At 64.3% G+C, this 17,654-nt stretch carries 13 protein-coding genes; 7 read left to right on the top strand and 6 right to left on the bottom strand.

Annotated features, from left to right (window positions below; all coding sequences use genetic code 11):
* The first annotated feature begins 17 nt into the window (after window positions 1-17).
* From FAB82_RS03430 to FAB82_RS03415, 4 genes are read left to right on the top strand one after another with little or no spacing between them, the layout of a single operon-like run.
* On the top strand, window positions 18-1,967 hold the full coding sequence (locus tag FAB82_RS03430; RefSeq protein WP_136533150.1) for a type I restriction-modification system subunit M: 1,950 nt from the start codon (window positions 18-20) through the stop codon (window positions 1,965-1,967).
* Window positions 1,964-3,163, top strand: a complete 1,200-nt coding sequence (locus FAB82_RS03425; protein ID WP_136533149.1) for a restriction endonuclease subunit S — start codon at window positions 1,964-1,966, stop codon at window positions 3,161-3,163. The genes FAB82_RS03430 and FAB82_RS03425 overlap by 4 nt, the downstream gene beginning before the upstream one ends.
* The gene (locus tag FAB82_RS03420) at window positions 3,160-6,312 is read left to right on the top strand and encodes a type I restriction endonuclease subunit R (protein WP_136533148.1); all 3,153 of its coding nucleotides are present in this window, start codon (window positions 3,160-3,162) and stop codon (window positions 6,310-6,312) included. Before FAB82_RS03425 ends, FAB82_RS03420 begins: the two co-directional genes overlap by 4 nt.
* A 5-nt stretch (window positions 6,313-6,317) precedes the next feature.
* Complete coding sequence (locus FAB82_RS03415; RefSeq protein ID WP_136533147.1) at window positions 6,318-7,925, top strand: serine/threonine-protein kinase; 1,608 nt, start codon at window positions 6,318-6,320, stop codon at window positions 7,923-7,925.
* 114 nt (window positions 7,926-8,039) lie between these two features.
* Here the strand turns inward: FAB82_RS03415 and FAB82_RS26855 are convergent, their stop codons facing one another.
* Entirely contained in the window at window positions 8,040-8,204 is a 165-nt protein-coding gene (locus FAB82_RS26855; protein WP_168801397.1) for a hypothetical protein, read from the bottom strand.
* A gap of 322 nt (window positions 8,205-8,526) precedes the next feature.
* On the opposite strand from FAB82_RS26855, the gene FAB82_RS03410 reads away from it, so the two are divergent.
* Complete coding sequence (locus tag FAB82_RS03410) at window positions 8,527-9,297, top strand: restriction system modified-DNA reader domain-containing protein (RefSeq protein WP_246039431.1); 771 nt, start codon at window positions 8,527-8,529, stop codon at window positions 9,295-9,297.
* Window positions 9,298-9,486: 189 nt separating this feature from the next.
* Here FAB82_RS03410 and FAB82_RS03405 read toward each other — a convergent pair whose 3' ends face one another.
* Window positions 9,487-11,571 carry an AIPR family protein gene (locus FAB82_RS03405; protein WP_168801396.1) on the bottom strand — a complete coding sequence of 695 codons (2,085 nt, stop codon included), beginning with the start codon at window positions 11,569-11,571 and terminating at the stop codon, window positions 9,487-9,489.
* A gap of 207 nt (window positions 11,572-11,778) precedes the next feature.
* On the opposite strand from FAB82_RS03405, the gene FAB82_RS03400 reads away from it, so the two are divergent.
* Both FAB82_RS03400 and FAB82_RS03395 read left to right on the top strand, forming a co-directional pair.
* A complete protein-coding gene (locus FAB82_RS03400; protein WP_136533144.1) occupies window positions 11,779-12,372 on the top strand; it encodes a 3'-5' exonuclease in 594 nt (197 codons plus the stop codon).
* Window positions 12,373-12,520: 148 nt separating this feature from the next.
* A complete protein-coding gene (locus FAB82_RS03395) occupies window positions 12,521-13,462 on the top strand; it encodes a DUF6528 family protein (RefSeq protein ID WP_136533143.1) in 942 nt (313 codons plus the stop codon).
* A gap of 59 nt (window positions 13,463-13,521) precedes the next feature.
* Here the strand turns inward: FAB82_RS03395 and FAB82_RS03390 are convergent, their stop codons facing one another.
* The 4 genes from FAB82_RS03390 to FAB82_RS03375 form a co-directional block, all read right to left on the bottom strand.
* On the bottom strand, window positions 13,522-14,544 hold the full coding sequence (locus FAB82_RS03390; RefSeq protein ID WP_136533142.1) for a hypothetical protein: 1,023 nt from the start codon (window positions 14,542-14,544) through the stop codon (window positions 13,522-13,524).
* A gap of 9 nt (window positions 14,545-14,553) precedes the next feature.
* The gene (locus FAB82_RS03385; RefSeq protein WP_136533141.1) at window positions 14,554-15,336 is read right to left on the bottom strand and encodes a hypothetical protein; all 783 of its coding nucleotides are present in this window, start codon (window positions 15,334-15,336) and stop codon (window positions 14,554-14,556) included.
* Between the two features lie 11 nt (window positions 15,337-15,347).
* On the bottom strand, window positions 15,348-16,280 hold the full coding sequence (locus FAB82_RS03380; protein ID WP_136533140.1) for a hypothetical protein: 933 nt from the start codon (window positions 16,278-16,280) through the stop codon (window positions 15,348-15,350).
* 123 nt (window positions 16,281-16,403) lie between these two features.
* A complete protein-coding gene (locus FAB82_RS03375) occupies window positions 16,404-17,567 on the bottom strand; it encodes a hypothetical protein (RefSeq protein WP_136533139.1) in 1,164 nt (387 codons plus the stop codon).
* Window positions 17,568-17,654 lie beyond the last annotated feature (87 nt).

Raw genomic sequence — 17,654 nt, 5'->3', positions numbered from 1 at the left:
GACCCACACACGAAAAGATGGCCAAGGACATCTGGAGCGTCGCCGATCTGCTGCGCGGCGACTACAAGCGCCACGAGTACGGACAGGTGATCCTGCCGTTCACCCTCATCCGCCGCCTCGATGCGGTGATGACGCCGACCCGTCAGGCCGTCTGGGACCGGGACGCGAAACTCGGCGGCATCCAGAACAAACAGCGACTACTCGAGATCGCCGCGAAGCTCCCGTTCTACAACACATCGAAGCAAGACCTCGAGTCGATCAGCGCCGACGCACCGAACTCCGCGAAGAACATGCAGGACTACCTAAACGGCTTCTCCCCGAACGTCGAGGTGATCCTGTCCCGCTTCGACCTGGACAACCAGATCGCCCGGCTCGCGGAGGCGAAACTACTTCATCAGGTCGTGGGTAGGTTCAAGGGCATGCGCGACTTGGACAAGTTGTCCAATCACGACATGGGTTACGTCTTTGAGCACTTGATCCGCAAGTTCGCCGAAGACTCCAACGAGACCGCCGGCGAACACTTCACCCCCCGCGAGATCATCAAACTCATGGTGAATCTGCTGATCGCCCCGGACGCCGACACGGTCATGGGAGACGGCCAGGTCATCAACATCCTCGATCCCGCCTGCGGGACAGGCGGCATGCTCACCGCCGCCGAGGACCACATCAAGTCGATCAACCCGAAGGCTAAGGTTTTTCTCTTCGGCCAAGAGGTCAACGCGGAGGCGTGGGCGGTCTGCCAATCGGACATGCTCATGCGACGGCAGACCGGCCTCATCCACTTCGGCAACTCCTTCAGCGACGACGGCCACGCGGGCAAGAAGTTCGACTACATGCTGGTGAACCCGCCGTTCGGCGTGGAGTGGAAGAAGGTAAAGGACGAGGTCGAGGCCGAGGCGGAACTCGGCCATGCCGGCCGTTTCGGAGCAGGGACGCCACGCATCAACGACGGCTCGTTCCTCTTCTTGCAGCACATGATCGACAAGATGGAACCAGTCGAAGGCAAGGGAGCGCGCACGGCAATCGTCTTCAACGGTTCCCCTCTGTTCACCGGCGCGGCCGAGTCCGGGGAGTCGAAAATTCGACAGTGGATCCTAGAAAACGATTTGCTCGAAGGAATCGTCGCCCTACCCGACCAACTGTTCTATAACACCGGAATTTCATCCTATTTCTGGATCCTGTCCAACCGCAAAGATCGGAGGCTGCAGCACAAGGTCATCCTGCTCGACGCCCGCGACCAGTGGGAGAAGATGCGGAAGTCGTTCGGTGACAAGCGGAAGCAAATCAGCGATGCGCAGATCAAGCACATTACGAAGCTCTACATCGACGCGCTCGATGTAGTCGCGGATGAGACGCATCCAAACCACACCAAGGTGAAGATCTTCGGAACCCGTGACTTCGGATACCACCGCATCACCGTTGAACGTCCGCTCAAACTGCGGTTCGAGGTCACGGAGGACTCCCTTGCCGTGTTGGAGGGGGCGAAAGCGTTGACCAAGTGGGACGGGCGAGAGGCCTTGATCAAGGCGCTTCGCGGCTTGGTCGGCTCGGTGTGGTGGACGAAGAAGGAAGCGACGGACGCACTCCATGAAGCGGCTGCGGCAGGCGGCGCCCAGTGGCCGAGCAAGGCGCCGCTGCTCAAGGCCGTCTGGGCGGCAGTGGCAGTGTCCGACCCCGAAGGCGAAGTGCAGAAAGACAAGAAGAGCGATGTCCTCCCGGACACGGACCTGCGCGACTACGAGAACATCCCGCTTGATGAGGACATCAACGCTTATTTCACCCGAGAGGTCACCCCGCATGTGCCTGATGCGTGGATCGACTACGACAAGACGAAAGTCGGCTACGAAATCCCCTTCACCCGCCACTTCTACGTCTACACACCGCCAAGGCCCTTGGCAGAAATCGACGCCGAACTCCGCGATCTAGAAAAGCAAATCCAGAAGCTCCTCGGCGAGGTGACGGAATGACCTGGCAGAACGTACCTCTCCGCCGAGTATTCCGCATCGTTAATGGCGGCACCCCGAAGGCAGAAGAAGAATATTGGGGTGGAGGAATTCCTTGGGCAACACCAGTGGACGTTGGCGCTGCCGATTGTTCATATCTATTCTCCACAGAGCGAACCCTCACCGAAGAAGGTGTTCTTGCAGGATCTCAAACCGTGCCTAACGCGTCACTGATTGTATCCACTCGAGCCCCTATCGGTTATGTCGCGGAAACCACCGTCAGAATGGCATTCAATCAAGGATGTCGGGGCCTCATTGCAACTACCCCGATCGATTCACGATATTTCCGCTATCAACTACTATCACGGCGCGAAGATTTGATTGCACGCGGCGCAGGGTCAACATTCTTGGAACTGTCAACCGATGCGCTTGCTTCGCTTCTGTTGGTGAATCCCCCTCTCGACGAACAGCGCCGCATTGCCGATTTCCTCGACGTCGAGTTGACCAAGAATAGAGCACTAATCATCGCGAGAAATCGACAGATCGACGTCCTCAATCAGCGCCAATCAGCCTTTGAACGCAGCGCAATTGCGGGGGGTTTCTCCGATGCCGCGATCGATTCAGGAACTCCCTGGATTGGGAAGATAAACGAACGAGCAGCGCTCGTTCCGCTACAGCGGATCGCTCAGCTACAACGTGGCGTTGACCTTACAGAGGAAGAGAGGCAGCCGGGAAAGGTTCCTGTGGTTACGACCGCAGGGATCAATGGGTACCACGATAAGAGCATTGTCCGCGGCCCGGGAGTTGTAGTTGGTAGATATGGGTCCGCTGGCTCGGTTCACTGGATCGAGACCGACTTCTGGCCCCATAACACAACGCTTTATGTAAAGCAATTTAACGGCAACCTACCCAAGTATTGCTATTACGTACTAAGAAGTATTCCATATGAAATGGAACAGGCAAGAGCCGCAGTACCCGGCATCAATAGGAACGATATCCATAAGCGACTGATGCCACTCCTCCCGCTTGACATGCAGCAAGATGTCGCCAGTCAGATTGATTCGTACACTGACCATACGAATACGGTGATTGCGGCAATCAGAAGGAGTATTGACCTTCTCGTTGAACAATGCCACGCACTCATAACTGCTGCCGTTACAGGGAAGATCGATGTCACTACAGCTCGCGGATTCTCCCCTACTGGAGGTGTTTCCGCATGAGCCCTGGTCCTCATACTGAACTGCCCTTCGAGGCGCGCGTCGAGTTCGAGATGGTTTCGCGCGGTTGGACTCGTGCCGAAGGCACTTTCGATGTCGAGCTGAGCATCGATACCGGTGCCATGTTCGAATTCATCAGTGCCACACAGCGGAAGCGCTGGGATCGGCTGGTCGGCTTCTATGGTGGTGACGCACCGACCGCCCAACGCCAATTCGCACAACGCGTGGCCTCCGAGATCGACGCGCGCGGCACCCTTGACGTACTGCGCCAGGGCGTCAAAGACCGCGGGGTGCAGATCGAGCTCGCCTACTTCCGGCCCGGCCACACGCTCGCCGTCAATGCCCTCGCTGAGTACGACGCGAACCTCCTCACCGTCGCTCGTCAGCTCCACTTCAGCTCGCGCGACCCGCAGAAGTCGGTCGACATGGCTCTCTTCCTGAACGGTCTTCCCGTCGCCACCGCCGAACTGAAGAACCCGAACACCGGTCAGAACGCCGACCACGCCGTCTTCCAGTACCGGAACAACCGGGACCCGAACGACGTGTTCTTCGCCAAGCGCACCCTCGTCCATTTCGCGGTCGACCCCGACCGGGCCTTCATCACCACCCGCCTCCACGGCGCAGACACGCAGTTCCTGCCATTCAACATCGGCTCCAACGGCCCCGGCATCTCCGGCGGGGCCGGGAACCCCGACGCCGCGCCCGGCTCCTACAGCGTCGCCTACCTGTGGGAGCAGATCTGGCAGAGCGACAACTGGCTCGAGATCCTGCACCGGTTCATCCACGTCAAGGTCCCCGACCGCAAGGGCGTCAAGGAGAACCCGCACACCTCGCCCAAGATCTTCCCCCGCTTCCACCAGTGGCACGCCGTGCAGCAGATGATCGACCACGCCCGCTCGAACGGCGCCGGGTCGAACTACCTCATCCAGCACTCAGCCGGCTCGGGCAAGTCGAACACCATCGCGTGGCTGTCGCACCGCCTGTCAAACCTGTTCGACGCCGACAACCGGCCGGTGTTCCACAAGACCATCGTCATTACCGACCGCGTGGTCCTCGATCGCCAATTGCAGCGGACCATCTACCAGTTCGACCACACCCCCGGCGTAGTCAAGAAGATCGACGAGGACTCCGCGCAGCTCGCCGCGGCCCTCGAGGACGCCACCTCGAAGATCATCATCTCGACCTTGCAGCTCTATCCGTTTGTGCTCGGCAAGATCGCGGAGAAGGGCTATACCGACCTGGCCGACAGGCGGTACGCGGTCATCATTGACGAAGCGCATTCCTCCCAAGGCGGCGAAACCCCGACCAAGATCAAGCAGGCCGTCGGAGCGAACGCCGTCCGCGAGGAGGACGAGGACGAGGCGACGTACCTGACCCGGGCCCGTGGCCCGCAGCCGAACCTGTCCTACTTCGCGTTCACCGCCACGCCCAAGTCGCCCACCTTGAAGCTGTTCGGGGGCTTCGACCCCGAGCGGATCCACCCACGCACCGGCGACAAAGGCATGCACGTGCCCTTCCATGTCTACTCGATGCGCCAGGCCATCGATGAGGGCTACATCCTCGACGTCCTGGCGAACTACATCACCTACGACACGAAGTGGCGGCTGCGCAACGCCGCAGTGGAACAAGCCGAGTCGCGCGCCGCCAACCCCGAGGTGGACGCCGCCAAGACCCGGAAGAAATTTGTCCGCTACGCCGAGCAGCACCCGACGTCAATGGAGCAGAAGGCGAAGCTGATCGTCGACGACATCCGGGAGGACCTTGTCGGCCGACTCGGGGGCCGCGCGAAGGCAATGGTCGTGACCAACGGCCGCGAGCACGCCTTGCACCTCTACCAGGCGATCCGAACCTATGTGAGCCAGTGCGGGTTCACCGACTGCGGCACCCTCGTCGCGTTCTCCGGGCAGTTGAAGGACGAGGCCGAGAACGAGTACACCGAGGCGAAGCTCAACGGGTTCCCCGAAAGCCAACTGCCCGACCGGTTCGGCTACACCAAGGCCGACGATCCGCAGGCGGTGGCGCGCGACCAGGACGAATACCGGCTGCTGGTCGTGGCTGAGAAGTACCAGACCGGGTTCGATCAACCCCTGTTGTGCGGCATGTACGTCGACAAGCCGCTGACCGGTGTCACCGCGGTGCAGACCCTGTCACGGCTCAACCGGACCCATCCGCTCAAACGGCAGGACGACGTTCACATTCTCGACTTTGTCAACGAGGCCTCCGACATCCAGGCGGCGTTCGAGGACTGGTTCGAGACCACGATCACCGAACCGAGCGACCCGAACCTGCTCTATACCAAGCAGTACGCGGTCATGGACTACGGGCTGCTCGCGGCGTCCGAAATGGAGGCGTTCATCAGGGTCCTCGGCGCGGCCGGGACGGCGCGGCTGCCCGACGCCGCAGAGCGCAAGCTCCACGCCGAGCTGCACGAGTACCTGAAACCGGCCCTAGACCGCTTCGCTGGCCTCGAGACCGAGGACGAGCGCGAAGGCTTCCGGGACGCCCTGAAGAGCTACGTGCGTGCCTACAGCCTCATCGCGCAGATCGTCGACTGGGGCGACCGGGACCTCGAACGGCTCTACCAGTACGGACGCATCCTGCTGATCCGCCTGCCAGGGCATCCCTCCACCTCGGTCGACATCGGCGATGCCGATCTGAGCCACTTCCGCCTCGAGTTCACCGGGCGGCACAACGCTTCGCTGTCGCCCGTGGGCGATCGGGACGTGCGCGGCCACGCGGCGGACGGCGGCGGATTCAAGGAACCGGAACTGGAGCCGTTGTCGGAGGTCATCGAAGACCTCAACAGCCGATTCGGCCTCGGCCTGGGCACCTCGGATCAGATCCTGGTCTTCCAGCAGGTCGCTGCCCTGGTCGAGGACACCGGGATGCAGCAGGTCGCGCTCATGAACGACGAGGCCCGGTTCGGACAGGTCGTCGACGGGCGGCTCGACGACATCGTCGCCGACCATGCCGAGCGCAACACCGACTTCATGAAGCTCTACTTCGACAACAACGAGTTCCGCAAGGCCATCAAGGAGGCCGCCCGGTCCAGGGCATACAAGATCATCACCGAGCCGGCCAGGGAGGAAGCCCTGGCGCGGCTGCGCGCGGAGATGTACCGTGAGACCGGTGACCACTCCGTAAAGGACTGAGGCCCATGGCAAACGGCACCGAGCCGGGCGACGAATGGCGACTCGCCAACCGGTACCGCGTGGGCGGCCTGCTCGGCCACGGCGGCATGAGCGAGGTCTTCCACGGCTACGACGAGCGCCTCGACCGTCGTGTGGCGATCAAGCTGATGCGGCCGGTGGCGACCCCGGCGGCCCCGGACAGCCCCGAAGCTGTCGAGATCCTCGACGCGATCGACCGCGACCGCCAGCGGTTCCTCCGCGAGATCCGCACGACTGCCCGGCTGGAGCATCCCGGCATACCGGCGGTCTACGACACCGACGTCGAGCTCGGCCCGGACGGCAGTACCAGGCTGTGGCTGGTCATGCAGTTGCTGCGCGGCTCGACGCTCGAGACCGTGCTCGACGGCGCCGATTACGAGACCGGCGCGCCTAGCGTGGTGTGGGCGGCCTCGATCACCGCTCAGATAGCAGCGGTCCTGGCCGACGTCCACCAGCTCGACATCGTCCACCGAGACATCAAGCCGGCCAACGTGATGATCGTCGACGGCGGCCTGGTGAAGGTCCTCGATTTCGGTATCGCGATCCTGCACGGCGCGGGAGCGCTGCCGCGGCTGACCCAGGTCGACCGGACCGTCGGCACGCCCGCGTACATGTCGCCCGAGCAGTGCCAGGGACGGGCGGTGACGGCCGCTTCGGACGTCTACTCGCTCGGCTGCCTCTTCTTCGAGCTCCTCACCGGCGATGTGCCGTTCCATCAGACCGGCGGGGTCGAGCTGCGCACGCACCACCTGCACGCGCCCGCTCCTTCAGCGCGGGCCGAACGCTCGGACGTTCCCGAGGCCGTCGACGAGCTGGTGTCCTCGATGCTGGAAAAGGAGCCGGGCGATCGCCCGAGCGCGGAGACCGTCTACGAGGCGCTGTTGCCGCTGATGACGACGGTCGACGTGGTCGACGCCGTCTGGACCGGTCCGGAGCGCCGCGACCCCACCCGCCCGTTCCGCCGTCCGCTCCTGACCACCGCCCGCACCCGCGAGACGGCGGAGGACAAGCCCGCGCTCACCGAGCTCGAGGCCGCGAAGCTGAACCGAGAGGTCGAGACGTTGCTCGAGGAAGGCGTCGTATCGGAGGCCATCGGCCTCCTCGAGGAGGCCGTCGAGCGCGGGGGGCCCGACCCGGCCGCGGCGCTGCTGCTGCGCCGCGCCTTGGGCGCAGCACTGTTCATCGACGGCAGGTACACCCGTGCGGCCTCGCTGTTCGAAAAGGTCGGACGCGAATTCCGCAAGTTCCTTCCTCCGACCGACACCTACGTCCTCGACTGCTCCTACCATGCGGGCCATGCCTTCGCAGAGACCGGCAAACCCGAGAAGGCGCTGCCGCATCTGCGGTTCTACGTGCAGAACGCCGACCCAGGAGGGAATGAGGAGGAGGCGGCCAAGTTCCGAGATTCGCGCTTTCTCGTCGCCCAGATGCTGGCGGCCACCGGACGCCCTGACGAGGCCCTGGCCGAGTTCGAGGCCGTCCGCCCGCTGCTCGCAGACGCCTTCGGTCCTGATTCAACGCAGATCAAGAACCTCGACAAGCACATCGAACGGCTGCAGGCAGCCGTCCGAGACGGATCGCGCTCGCAGTGGTGAGAGTCCGACCCCGGTCGGGCAGAACCGGCTGACGGTTTCGTTTCGCCGGCCCAACAAGGCTTGGTCACCGCCGGCCTGCGCATCCGCATGGCGGGCCGGCGGTGACCGAGACTGCTACCGCTCGGTGAGAGCCAGCAAGCCGATCAGCAGGACCGACGGGACCGCCGCAGCAGCAGCCGAAGCGCTGACGGTAATGACCGTGATCGCCACGATGGCGGTGGTGACGAGCTTGGCGCTGGTCAGGCGGGATGATGGATAATCGATGTGGGGTTCCGACACCGGGGCCTCCTAATATCTGCGCGAGATTGTCCCGCGTAGGTGTGCCGCCGCGCTGCCCCTGCGGTTCCAGCCTGAGGGCAGCGCGGCGTGTTTCGTTGGGCGACCAAAGATTCAGCCCGCTGGCCACTTCGACAGCTGGCCCAGCCACCCGACGGTGACATTATCACGTGCAGTCCACTCCATCGAAGCCTCCATCACTCGATTTTGCAGCGGTGCTGGAGATCTGCGCACCCAACAGGCATTCGATATTTTCTATCAACTACCGCCAACATGATAGTGTCGAACCAACAGAAACTACCGGAGGAGGTTGACGTTGAACACCATGATCCCGATCGAGATCTCCGAGCGACTTTATCGGTACATACAGCAGAGAGCTGTCCCTCTGGAGGATTCTGTCGACTCCGTTTTGACCCGCCTGCTCGGACTGGATGACGACACCAGCAGTACCACCCCATCCACCCCGAACACATCCTCAGCAACGAAAGGCGCGCTTGCTCCACTCATCAGGGCAGGGCTGCTACGCGAGGGGGATGATCTTCGGTGGAATCGCACCAAGAAGGGCGTGGCGTACTCAGCCAAGGTCGGCCCCGACGGAACCATCCGGCTGGAAAGCGGGCAACTTGCCGACTCTCCCTCAGGGGCGGCCGTCGCTGTTGCCAATGGCAACCACCCGGGTTGGAATGTTTGGGTTCATGTCGATAGTGGACTGTCGCTGGCAGAACTCCGTTCGCAGGTCGCACCCGTAGCAACTGAGCCCGTCCCTGAGAGGCCTACCTGGCAATCCCAACTCGGAGACGTGTTGGGGCGCTTGCCACATGGAACTTGGACCTCGTACGGCGATCTAGGCCGCCTACTTGGTCGCAATCCGCGGGAGCTGGGCAACTACCTCGGCACCACGAAGGTTCTCAATGCGCACCGGGTACTCCAGCACAACGGCAGGATCTCGCCGAGCTTCCGCTGGATCGAAGAGGACCGAGGCGACATCCGAGAGGTACTGCGCCGCGAGGGTGTTTTCACCACGTCCAGTGAGGTAGCCCCACCCGAATCACGACTGCACGTCGAAGACCTCCGGGAGCTCAAAGAGGGAGTGTAAGGAGCTTTGGGGGTGGAGGTGATCCAGAGAGTATGAAGTTGTCCGGACGGATTCAACTGGTCGTCGCAATACCTCCATCGTGGAGGTGTTGATAGGTAGGCCATCGGGCTGGTTGAAGGATCTGACGGTCGACGACATCGAGGACAGCCCAGAGCCGCAATAGATCTAATACCGGCCGACCTGCTTGAGTCAGAACAGGCCGGTCTCCGATTCCTCATCCTCTTCAGGATCTTCGAGACCTTCCCGCAACCGCATTCCGATGTCTTTGAGGGAACCGAGCCCGGGGATGTGCCAGCATTCGGGGCCGCGCACGGACTTGTACCGCTTGTCGCCGAGGCTGTTGATGAGCTCAAGGGCCAGACGGCTCGCCGCGTAGGTCTTGCCATCGACCTCCCATCGCAGTTGCCCGCCACCGGCGTTGACCCAAGTGGCTCGCGACCGGCTGGGGTTCTCGGTGTTCCAGCGCCCGAACAGCTGCCGCTGCTCTCTGGTGATAGGGCGGAACTCCAGGAGGGTGCCGTCCTCGATGGCTCTCTGTTTCGCGATGAGCGGCACCAGGTTCGGGGTGCGGCTCCGCCGTGCAGCGCGGCCTTTGACGTAGTCGTCTGGCAGCGGCGGCACAGTTGCGGAGGCGTCGATCTGAGCGGCTACGAAGGCCTCGATCTCGCGCGTCTTCTGCTCGTCCTTGAACAGCGAGGAGGGGTGGGTCTTGAAGTGTCCGTCTACGGCGGCGACGACTCGCTTGAGCGTGCTTCCCGAAGAGGCAGCGGCTTCCGGCAGGACCGCATCGTCCCAGTCATCGGCGTAAAGCCGGTCGGTTAGTTGGCGCGCGATGAGGTGCACGGTGAACAGGTCACCGTGGTCGGCGATCTGGGCAGCCCGGCCCTGGAATTTCTTTCGCGCGGTCGCTATGCCGCCCTTGACAGACCGCATCAGCCGCACATGCCGCCAGACCTCGTCGGCAGTGATCCCGGAGCGGAAGAGGTTCCGGTAGGCGCCGTTGCCACTGCGGTCCCAGAGCACGTCCGGGAGTGTCTTGGCCTGGACGGTATAGCGATGGTCGGCGTGGCCGCAGGCGAGTGCGATGAGCGCTTCTTCGCTGGTGCAGCCGTCCTTCTCGTCGGGCGCGGCCTCAGTGTGGCGGGTGGTGTATTCAAGACCCAAGCGGGCCTTGAACTCCATCTTCAGGTCGTCCTGCTGACCGTATAGCGAGGCGAGGTCCCGAATCTCCACGCGGTTCTGAGTGTTCGCCGCGCCGGTGATCTCCCGGATGAGGTCGTCGCCGGTCTCTCCGGTGACTGAGATCTTTACGAGGACTTTGGCGTTCCCAGCCTGTGGGTACTCCTTGACGGTGTCTGCGATCGACGACACCGTCTGCGCGCCGTTGACAATGGCGACGTCTTTGAGATTCCCACTGCGAGTCAGGCCCACAGATCCGGAACGGGCGACCATGGTGATGCCGTTGTTGTAGTCCCAGAAATGCTCGGGACTTTCGATGAGGGTAGTCCGGATCGCTTCGTTGACACTGGTTCGGCCCAGCGCTCCCCGGATATTGCGGCGGAAGAGCCGCTCTCCGAACTCGCGGTACCAGCGAGCGACCTCCTCTGCGGTGACCGTGCCGAAGAAGACGCGGTGCGGAACATCATCGGATTGGACTTGCGCGAAGCGTACTTCGAGGTCGATAGGGGGCTCACCCATGCCCGCGCGTGCGATCTTGACGAGCTTGTCGAGGGTCAGGATCTCGATGGAGGCGGACTTGCGGTACCACTTGCCAACCTCCGCGGCACACTCATCGAGGATCGCCCGGTGTCGGGTGTGAAGGTCATCGGGCGTGGCGAGAGCGAATACGAAACACACTTGAGGGTCGTTGTCCAGCAGCGATTCAATGGCGACCTCATGCGGACGGAACCGTTGATTAAACCGCTGGAACTCCCCTTTGAGCATGTAGCCCATGCCGACGGTGAAGGTCTTGACGTCTTTTTCCCTGAGCTTCGCCCTCCCGTCCTTACTCCATTTGGTCTGGATGAACCAGATCTTGTTCTGACGCTCGTCGTATGCGACCGCGTCGATGTCGTGGTCGTCCGCGCCATCGGTGACGAAGTCGGCCGCGCGCTTCGCGGGGCAGTCCGTGAGGTACCGGACCACCATGGCGGACAAGGCCCTGGTGTGGAACTGCTGATCGCGATCGGAGCGCTGCGTATCGTCCAGGAAGATCTTGCCGTTGAACTCGCTGAGGAGGGCATTCGAGAGCTGCTTCGCGAAACGGTCCTGCACGGGTGTTCCTCCAAGGGGTGAGGGCAGGGTGGGAACACTGGTCATCGTAGCGTGACCGGTCGCTCCTCCGCAGTAGTCAGTCTAGGACGGACCCGGCATGGACCAGATCGGCAGCGGGTGGGCCGTCGGGGACATGTCTGCGCCTCCGTGCCGGGGCCGAGTTCGGACCGGGATAATGGCGGATCCTAGAGCGATGGGAGATGGTCGATGGATTCTTGGGTGGCTTTGGACTTCGAGACTGCCAATGGGAGCCGGGCCAGTGCCTGTTCCGTGGCGTTGGTGCGGGTCGAGGGCGGGGTGGTCGCCGATTCGTTCTCCACGTTCATCCGGCCTCCTGCAGAGCACGGGTACTTCGCGCCGCGCAATACCCAGATCCACGGCATCCGGTCCGCCGATGTCGTTCACGCGCCGCGGTGGCCGCAGGTGTGGAAGGAGATGCACGACTTCATCGCGGGGGCTCCGGTCGTGGCGCACAATGCCGCTTTCGATCTGTCGGTGATCCGGGCGGCCAATGACGCCACGGGGATTCCCTGGCCGGTGCTGCGCTATGCGTGCACGGTCGTCCTGGCCAAGCGGACTTGGCAGGATCTTCCGAATTACCGGCTGCCTCGGGTGGCGCTGGCGGCGGGCATTGACTTTTCCGACCACCACCGCGCCGAGGCCGATGCCCTGGCCGCCGCCCAGATCCTGCTCGCCCAGCAGCGGGCCCACGGCGTCGACACCATCGATCGGCTCCTCGGCGCCGCCGGAGTCCAATGGGGGCGGCTCCACCCCGGCGGGTACACCACCTGCCGGAGTTGACGGCCTTTCTTCGTTGGCCGGCCGGGGCAACTCCAGTCAGGGTCGGGCGCGTACTCCTTGGGATTGGTTCTCGTGTCGCACACTGGATTCGGTGTGCGGCTCGATCACCGCTTCGAGCCGTTCCCTACCCAGCGAAGGAGCACCGCACATGAAGAGGCGCAACCTATTGCGGGCGGCCGCCATCACGGCACCCCTGGCCACCGTCGGCATCGCCGGCGGCGTCGGCGTCGCGCTGGCCGACACCGCGAACTTCAAGGTCATGCTCACCGAGCAGGTCCAGAACAAGGTGATGGTCTTCGACAAGAACTCGTCGTTCTCGGATGCGAACCGGTACAAGAGCTTCAGCCCGGGCGGCGGCGGTTGGTACAACCTGTCCGACTGCCGCATCAGGGACACCGCCGAATTCGGGGCGATCGGCCTGGCCGCGGCCTCGGGCGGCAAGGTCGGAATCTGGAACATCACCAGCGAGAAGGACCAGGAACTCAACGACGTGCTGTGGAGCGCCTCCCCCGGCGGCAACCCGCACGCCCTGGAGCGCATCCCGAACGTCGGCGCTTATGTCGCCGCCAGCTCCGACGGCTACCTCACCGTCTACGGCCCCACCGCCGTCTCCAAGCCCTCCACGCTCGCCCAGGTGCAGAAGGTGACGCTGGCCGGCGCGCACGGCGTCCTGTGGGACCCGAACAACAAGCTGCTGTGGGCCTGCGGCAACAAGGTCGTCAAGGCCTATTCGGTCTCGGGCACGTACCGCAATGTGCGGCTCAATGCCACCAGCAAGTCCGTTGCCCTCTCGGGCCTGGGCCACGACCTCCAGCCCGATTACGGCGACTCCGGGCGGATCCTCGTCACCGACACCTACGGGGTGTACGCGATCAACAAGTCGACGGCGTCGAAGACCCGCTTGCACGAGAACACCCGGATCAAGTCGTACTTCAGAACTTCCACCGGCGAATACATCTGGATCCGCGGCGACAATGCCGGTTCCCGCGACTGGGCCAGCCCCACGCTCCGGATGTCGGCCACGGCCGACCGAACCCGCTCGGGCGCCGAGTTCTACAAGGCCCGCCGGTACGCCACCGCCTACAACTAGGAACGGCCTCGGCGCAGAAATCCTATAGGATATATCCTATAGGGTTTCTGCGCCCGACATTACGACCCCGCCGGGTAGTAGAACAGGTTCGGCGCGTTGACGATCTCGTCCGGAAGGTCGGTCTCCCAGACGGCCTCGCCACCGTAGTCGACCAGGCGCACCGTCTCGTCCTCGCGCGAGAGATACCCGTCGGACTGCATCGATTCGCAGGAGGCGCCCTCCGGTCCCACCGCGTCGCCCGTCTCGAGGTCGACCACGGTCGTTCCCGCCTGTGGTCGGATCGCGAAGCCGCCCTCGAAACCGGAGTGCTCTGCATAGCCATCGGCCAGGCACACGTATCGGCCCGACGGGTCGACCCCGATCATTCCGGTCACGGCCCCCTGCGCCCCATCGAGATCGGCCACCGGCAGCGTCTCGGTCACCCGGCCCGCGGCGTCGACCCGGTACAGCTCCGTGACGTCGAGACTGTGGTAGATCCCCTCCGCCGAGCCGTCCTCGGCGGTATACCAGCGCAGTCGGCAACCTTCGCCGAGATCCACATTGGATTCCATTGATCCGGCCGCCGGCGAATACCATTCCGTCGGGCCGAACACCTGCTGCAGCATCGGAGTCGCATCGGTCTGCGCGTCATCGCCGGGCCCCTCGCCCCACACCGCCGCGCGGTGCACCAGCAGCGCGGAGCCGTCCGCCAGCCACGTCGGATCGAGGCATGCGTGATCGACCGGATAGGAGCTCGCACCGGTCGTCTCGCCGTCACGGAGGTCCCCGACCATGAGCTCCGCGTCCGTACCGCCGCCCGCGACCCACGCCGCGTACCGCTGCCCCGGGTCGATGCTCAGCGACGCATTGAGCACCGTGCCCACGTCGCCCTCCGCGTCCCAGACCCCGCTCAGATCCAGCACCGGTTCGGCCTCGCTCGAATCGACTTGCCACCGCCACAACCGGTGGTCGTCGCCGAGGCCGTAGACCACCCCCTGCGGTTCCGTGCCCTGTTCTCCCACGGCATCGGCGTCGCAACCGGCGAACCCGGCGGCGAGCGTGAGCGCCAGCACCCCCGCGGCGACGTGTCTGCGATCGGCCATCTCGCCCTCCTAACTGTCGGCGGTGTAGGTGCCGGCGGCCTTGTCGGCCATGCCGTGGCGCGCGATCAGGTCGAGCCACCGCCGCCCCAGCACCGGCGAGGCGGTCGGGTCGACGCCGTCGGCGCGGAACTTCGCGCGCAGCAGCCGCAGCCCTTCGAGAGACTGCGGCCCCCAGTCGCCATCGATGGACATGCCCTTGAATCCGGCGAGATCGCGTGCGGCCCACTGGATGACGGTGACGTCGGTGCCGTAGTCCCAGTCGAGCGCGACGGCCTGGCGACCCCGATCGGCGTGGATGTGGTTCCAGTGGGAGCCGTCGGGGTCGTTGTGGCAGTGCAGGACGGTGCCGAAGTACTTGCGGCAGATGGCAATGGCGGCGAGGTAGCGGCGGCGCAGGTGCAGCCGCTCGTCCTTGCCGTGAACGGCCAGGTCCACGAATTGCCCTGGCCCCCAGTTGAACTTGGTGAAGTCGATGGCGGCGCCGTAACGGTGGTAGCCGGGTTTGCACACCTTGGTGCCGGCGACCCCGGTCCAGCCGTAGCTCCAGGTCTCGCCGCGCGGGGCGTAGCGCTGGCCGAGTTCGTGAAGATCGCGGACGATCTTGCCGGCCTGGGTGTGGATCTCCTCGTGCATGGTGAAGGACGTGGAGGAGGGGTGGACGCCGTAGCCGTCGCCGTTGAAGGCGGTGCGGAAGCGGGTCTTCCATCGCTTGTCCGCCAGGTAGTTGCGGGTGACGTCGGGATAGCCACATTTAGAGCGGGCGAAGGCTTGGCTGCTGCTCGGGAATGGCATCGGTCTCCTCCTTACAGTCCTCTGGTGCGGACGGCGGTGTCGTCGTATTCGATCCAGGCGCCCGGCCTGCCTTGGACTGCGACGATCTCGCCGGCGCACCCGCAATCTGCGAGTGATTCGAGCGCGGCGCCGCCGGGGTGGAAGCGGGCTTCATGGACGGCGCCGGAACGTTCGGAGAAGACGCTGACGTAGGCGTCGGAGGAGACCACGGCCATCGGCCGGCCGGCGTCGGGAAGGGTAACGGCGGTGGTGAGCGGCGCTTCGGCGGCTCCGGTGTAGACGGTCTGGGCGCCATCGTAGGCGGCTACGACGGCGAAGAGCCCCGAGCCGGTGTCCGCGAGCGCGGTCCCGTAGCCCTCGCCGAGGCCGTCGGCCAGCGGCCGGTGGGTCCAGGTGCGGCCGTCGTCGGCGGAGACGGCGAGGTGGCTGCGGCTGATGAGCGCGAGGTGCTCGTCGGGGCTGCCCTCTACCGCGACGGCGATCGTTCCCTCGCCGGGGAGCGCGATCGCGGTGGCGGCTCCGGAGCGGATTTGCTCGGGGACGGGCAGGGCGACGTAGGCGGCGCGGCCTGAGAGGATGCGGACGAGTCCGGGCCGTGCTCGGTCCGCGGCGAGTTCGATGACGCCGGTGACCCATATGGTCGCGGCCCGGGCGGCGATCGAGTGCGGATGAAAATCGGCGGGCAGCGCCATCGGCAGCGCCGGTCCGAGCGCGGCCTGACCCTGTCCGTCCACAGTCAAGGTTTGCAGCGCGTAGTTGTCGTCGGTCGAGGCATCGGCGGTGAGCGCGATGAGTTCGCTGCCACGGGCGGCCACCGAACGAATCTGCGGCACGGTGCCAGCGGTTCCGGCGGCGCGCGGCGCGACGGCTCCTGCTGCGAGCATCGCCGCCGCACCGATCAACATGGTGCGTCGGGTCAGGCCCGAGGGTTCGAGTGCGGCCATAGGTGCACTATGGCCGGACAAGCCGCTTGTATCCGGAAAATCAGAAACTTTCACCCAGTGCGGTTGAACATTTCCGGAATGCCGAAACCTGATTGCATTCCCGCTAGGAGGTGTATTCGAATCCTAGGCGTCGACCAGTTCCTGGGCCTTGAGCAGCAGGTCGTTCATCGCCTCCTGATATGAGAACAGCTCCTGTTCGACGGACAGGTAGTAGTCCAGCTGGATGCCGTCCCAGGCGGCCTTCGCGGCTTCGCGGAAGCCGGTCGACTCGCCGCAGTCGGTGAAGCCGACGGCCGTTTCGATCTCGAAGGCCTTCCTGCCGTCGAAGTCCTCGGGCAGGTCCTCCGGGAGCGGGGGCGTCCCCAGCGACTCCCCGGTCTCCTCGGCGAACTGCGGGCTCTCGGCGTTGTAGACCCAGGTGAAGTAGTCCCAGATCGGCAACCTGCCGGATTCATCGAACTCCCACTCCCCCAGGTCATGCTCGAACAGGCAGTCGGAGAAGGACTGCTCTGGGTCTGCGGCCCGGGTCCGGTAGTCGTCGTACATGGCGTCCCAATCGGCCGCGTCCAAGGGGTTCTGCGGGCCCCACTGCCAGGTGGTCCCGCCCTGGCCGTCGTCGCCCTCGGTCCGTTCGACCTGCTCGGGCTCGCCGTAGAGCGCCTCGATCATCTCCAGTTGGCAGCCACCGGGTTTCGGAGGACTTCCAGCCGTCTCGCCCCCGAACGGATTCATTCCGTCCGCGCCTTCCTGGATCTGCTCGTAGGCGTCGCCGTAGTACGCCCGACTCCAATCCTGCTGCTCCTCAATGGGTAGTGCATCCCAAGCGGAGTTGTCGATCTCAGGTTCGGTGTTGTCCTCGCCGAGGACCGCGTCGTAGTACTCATCGGCCTCCGCACTCCCGTAGGCCTCATCGGTGCCGGCCCAGGCCCCGAAGCCCCATTCGGAGGCCGTGTCGGCGTCCGGCAGGAAGTCCGCGTACGGGTAGTCGACGACGAGCCGGCCCTGGTCGGTCGCCTCCCAGGTGAACAATTTGTACCGGTCGTGGACATGGAAGCCCTGGTCTTCAAGACAGTCCTGTTCGAGCCGCACCTCGACGTCATTGACCTCGGCGATGAGGCGGTTGTTCTCATTGATCAGCTCCGCCAGGCCGGCCTCGTCGGTGATCGCATCCTCCCCACCGGGGGCTGGGCTGTCGTCACCTTCGCCTCCGAACAGGGTGCAGGCACCGGTGGCGGCCAGTGCCCCGACTGCCACCAGTGCGCTCAGAGCTCGGTTCCAACGCGTCATCGTCGGTCTCCTCTCGGGTTCTTCCTGCCGCTGTGGAGGCGTCTTGGGTCGCCGATTCCGTTGCACGGCAAGGGCGCGGGTTCCCCA

Source organism: Glycomyces buryatensis (genome assembly GCF_004912275.1).
Taxonomy (GTDB): Bacteria; Actinomycetota; Actinomycetes; order Mycobacteriales; family Micromonosporaceae; genus Glycomyces; species Glycomyces buryatensis.
This window is presented reverse-complemented; position numbering and strand designations above follow the sequence as displayed.

Excerpts from the sequence above, each read along its gene's own strand:
- FAB82_RS03430 (WP_136533150.1), top strand. The coding sequence starts at position 18 with ATGGCCAAGGACATCTGGAGCGTCGCCGATCTGCTGCGCGGCGACTAC.
- FAB82_RS03425 (WP_136533149.1), top strand. The coding sequence starts at position 1,964 with ATGACCTGGCAGAACGTACCTCTCCGCCGAGTATTCCGCATCGTTAAT.
- FAB82_RS03420 (WP_136533148.1), top strand. The coding sequence starts at position 3,160 with ATGAGCCCTGGTCCTCATACTGAACTGCCCTTCGAGGCGCGCGTCGAG.
- FAB82_RS03415 (WP_136533147.1), top strand. The coding sequence starts at position 6,318 with ATGGCAAACGGCACCGAGCCGGGCGACGAATGGCGACTCGCCAACCGG.
- FAB82_RS03410 (WP_246039431.1), top strand. The coding sequence starts at position 8,527 with ATGATCCCGATCGAGATCTCCGAGCGACTTTATCGGTACATACAGCAG.
- FAB82_RS03400 (WP_136533144.1), top strand. The coding sequence starts at position 11,779 with ATGGATTCTTGGGTGGCTTTGGACTTCGAGACTGCCAATGGGAGCCGG.
- FAB82_RS03395 (WP_136533143.1), top strand. The coding sequence starts at position 12,521 with ATGAAGAGGCGCAACCTATTGCGGGCGGCCGCCATCACGGCACCCCTG.
- FAB82_RS03390 (WP_136533142.1), bottom strand. The coding sequence starts at position 14,544 with ATGGCCGATCGCAGACACGTCGCCGCGGGGGTGCTGGCGCTCACGCTC.
- FAB82_RS03385 (WP_136533141.1), bottom strand. The coding sequence starts at position 15,336 with ATGCCATTCCCGAGCAGCAGCCAAGCCTTCGCCCGCTCTAAATGTGGC.
- FAB82_RS03380 (WP_136533140.1), bottom strand. The coding sequence starts at position 16,280 with ATGGCCGCACTCGAACCCTCGGGCCTGACCCGACGCACCATGTTGATC.
- FAB82_RS03375 (WP_136533139.1), bottom strand. The coding sequence starts at position 17,567 with ATGACGCGTTGGAACCGAGCTCTGAGCGCACTGGTGGCAGTCGGGGCA.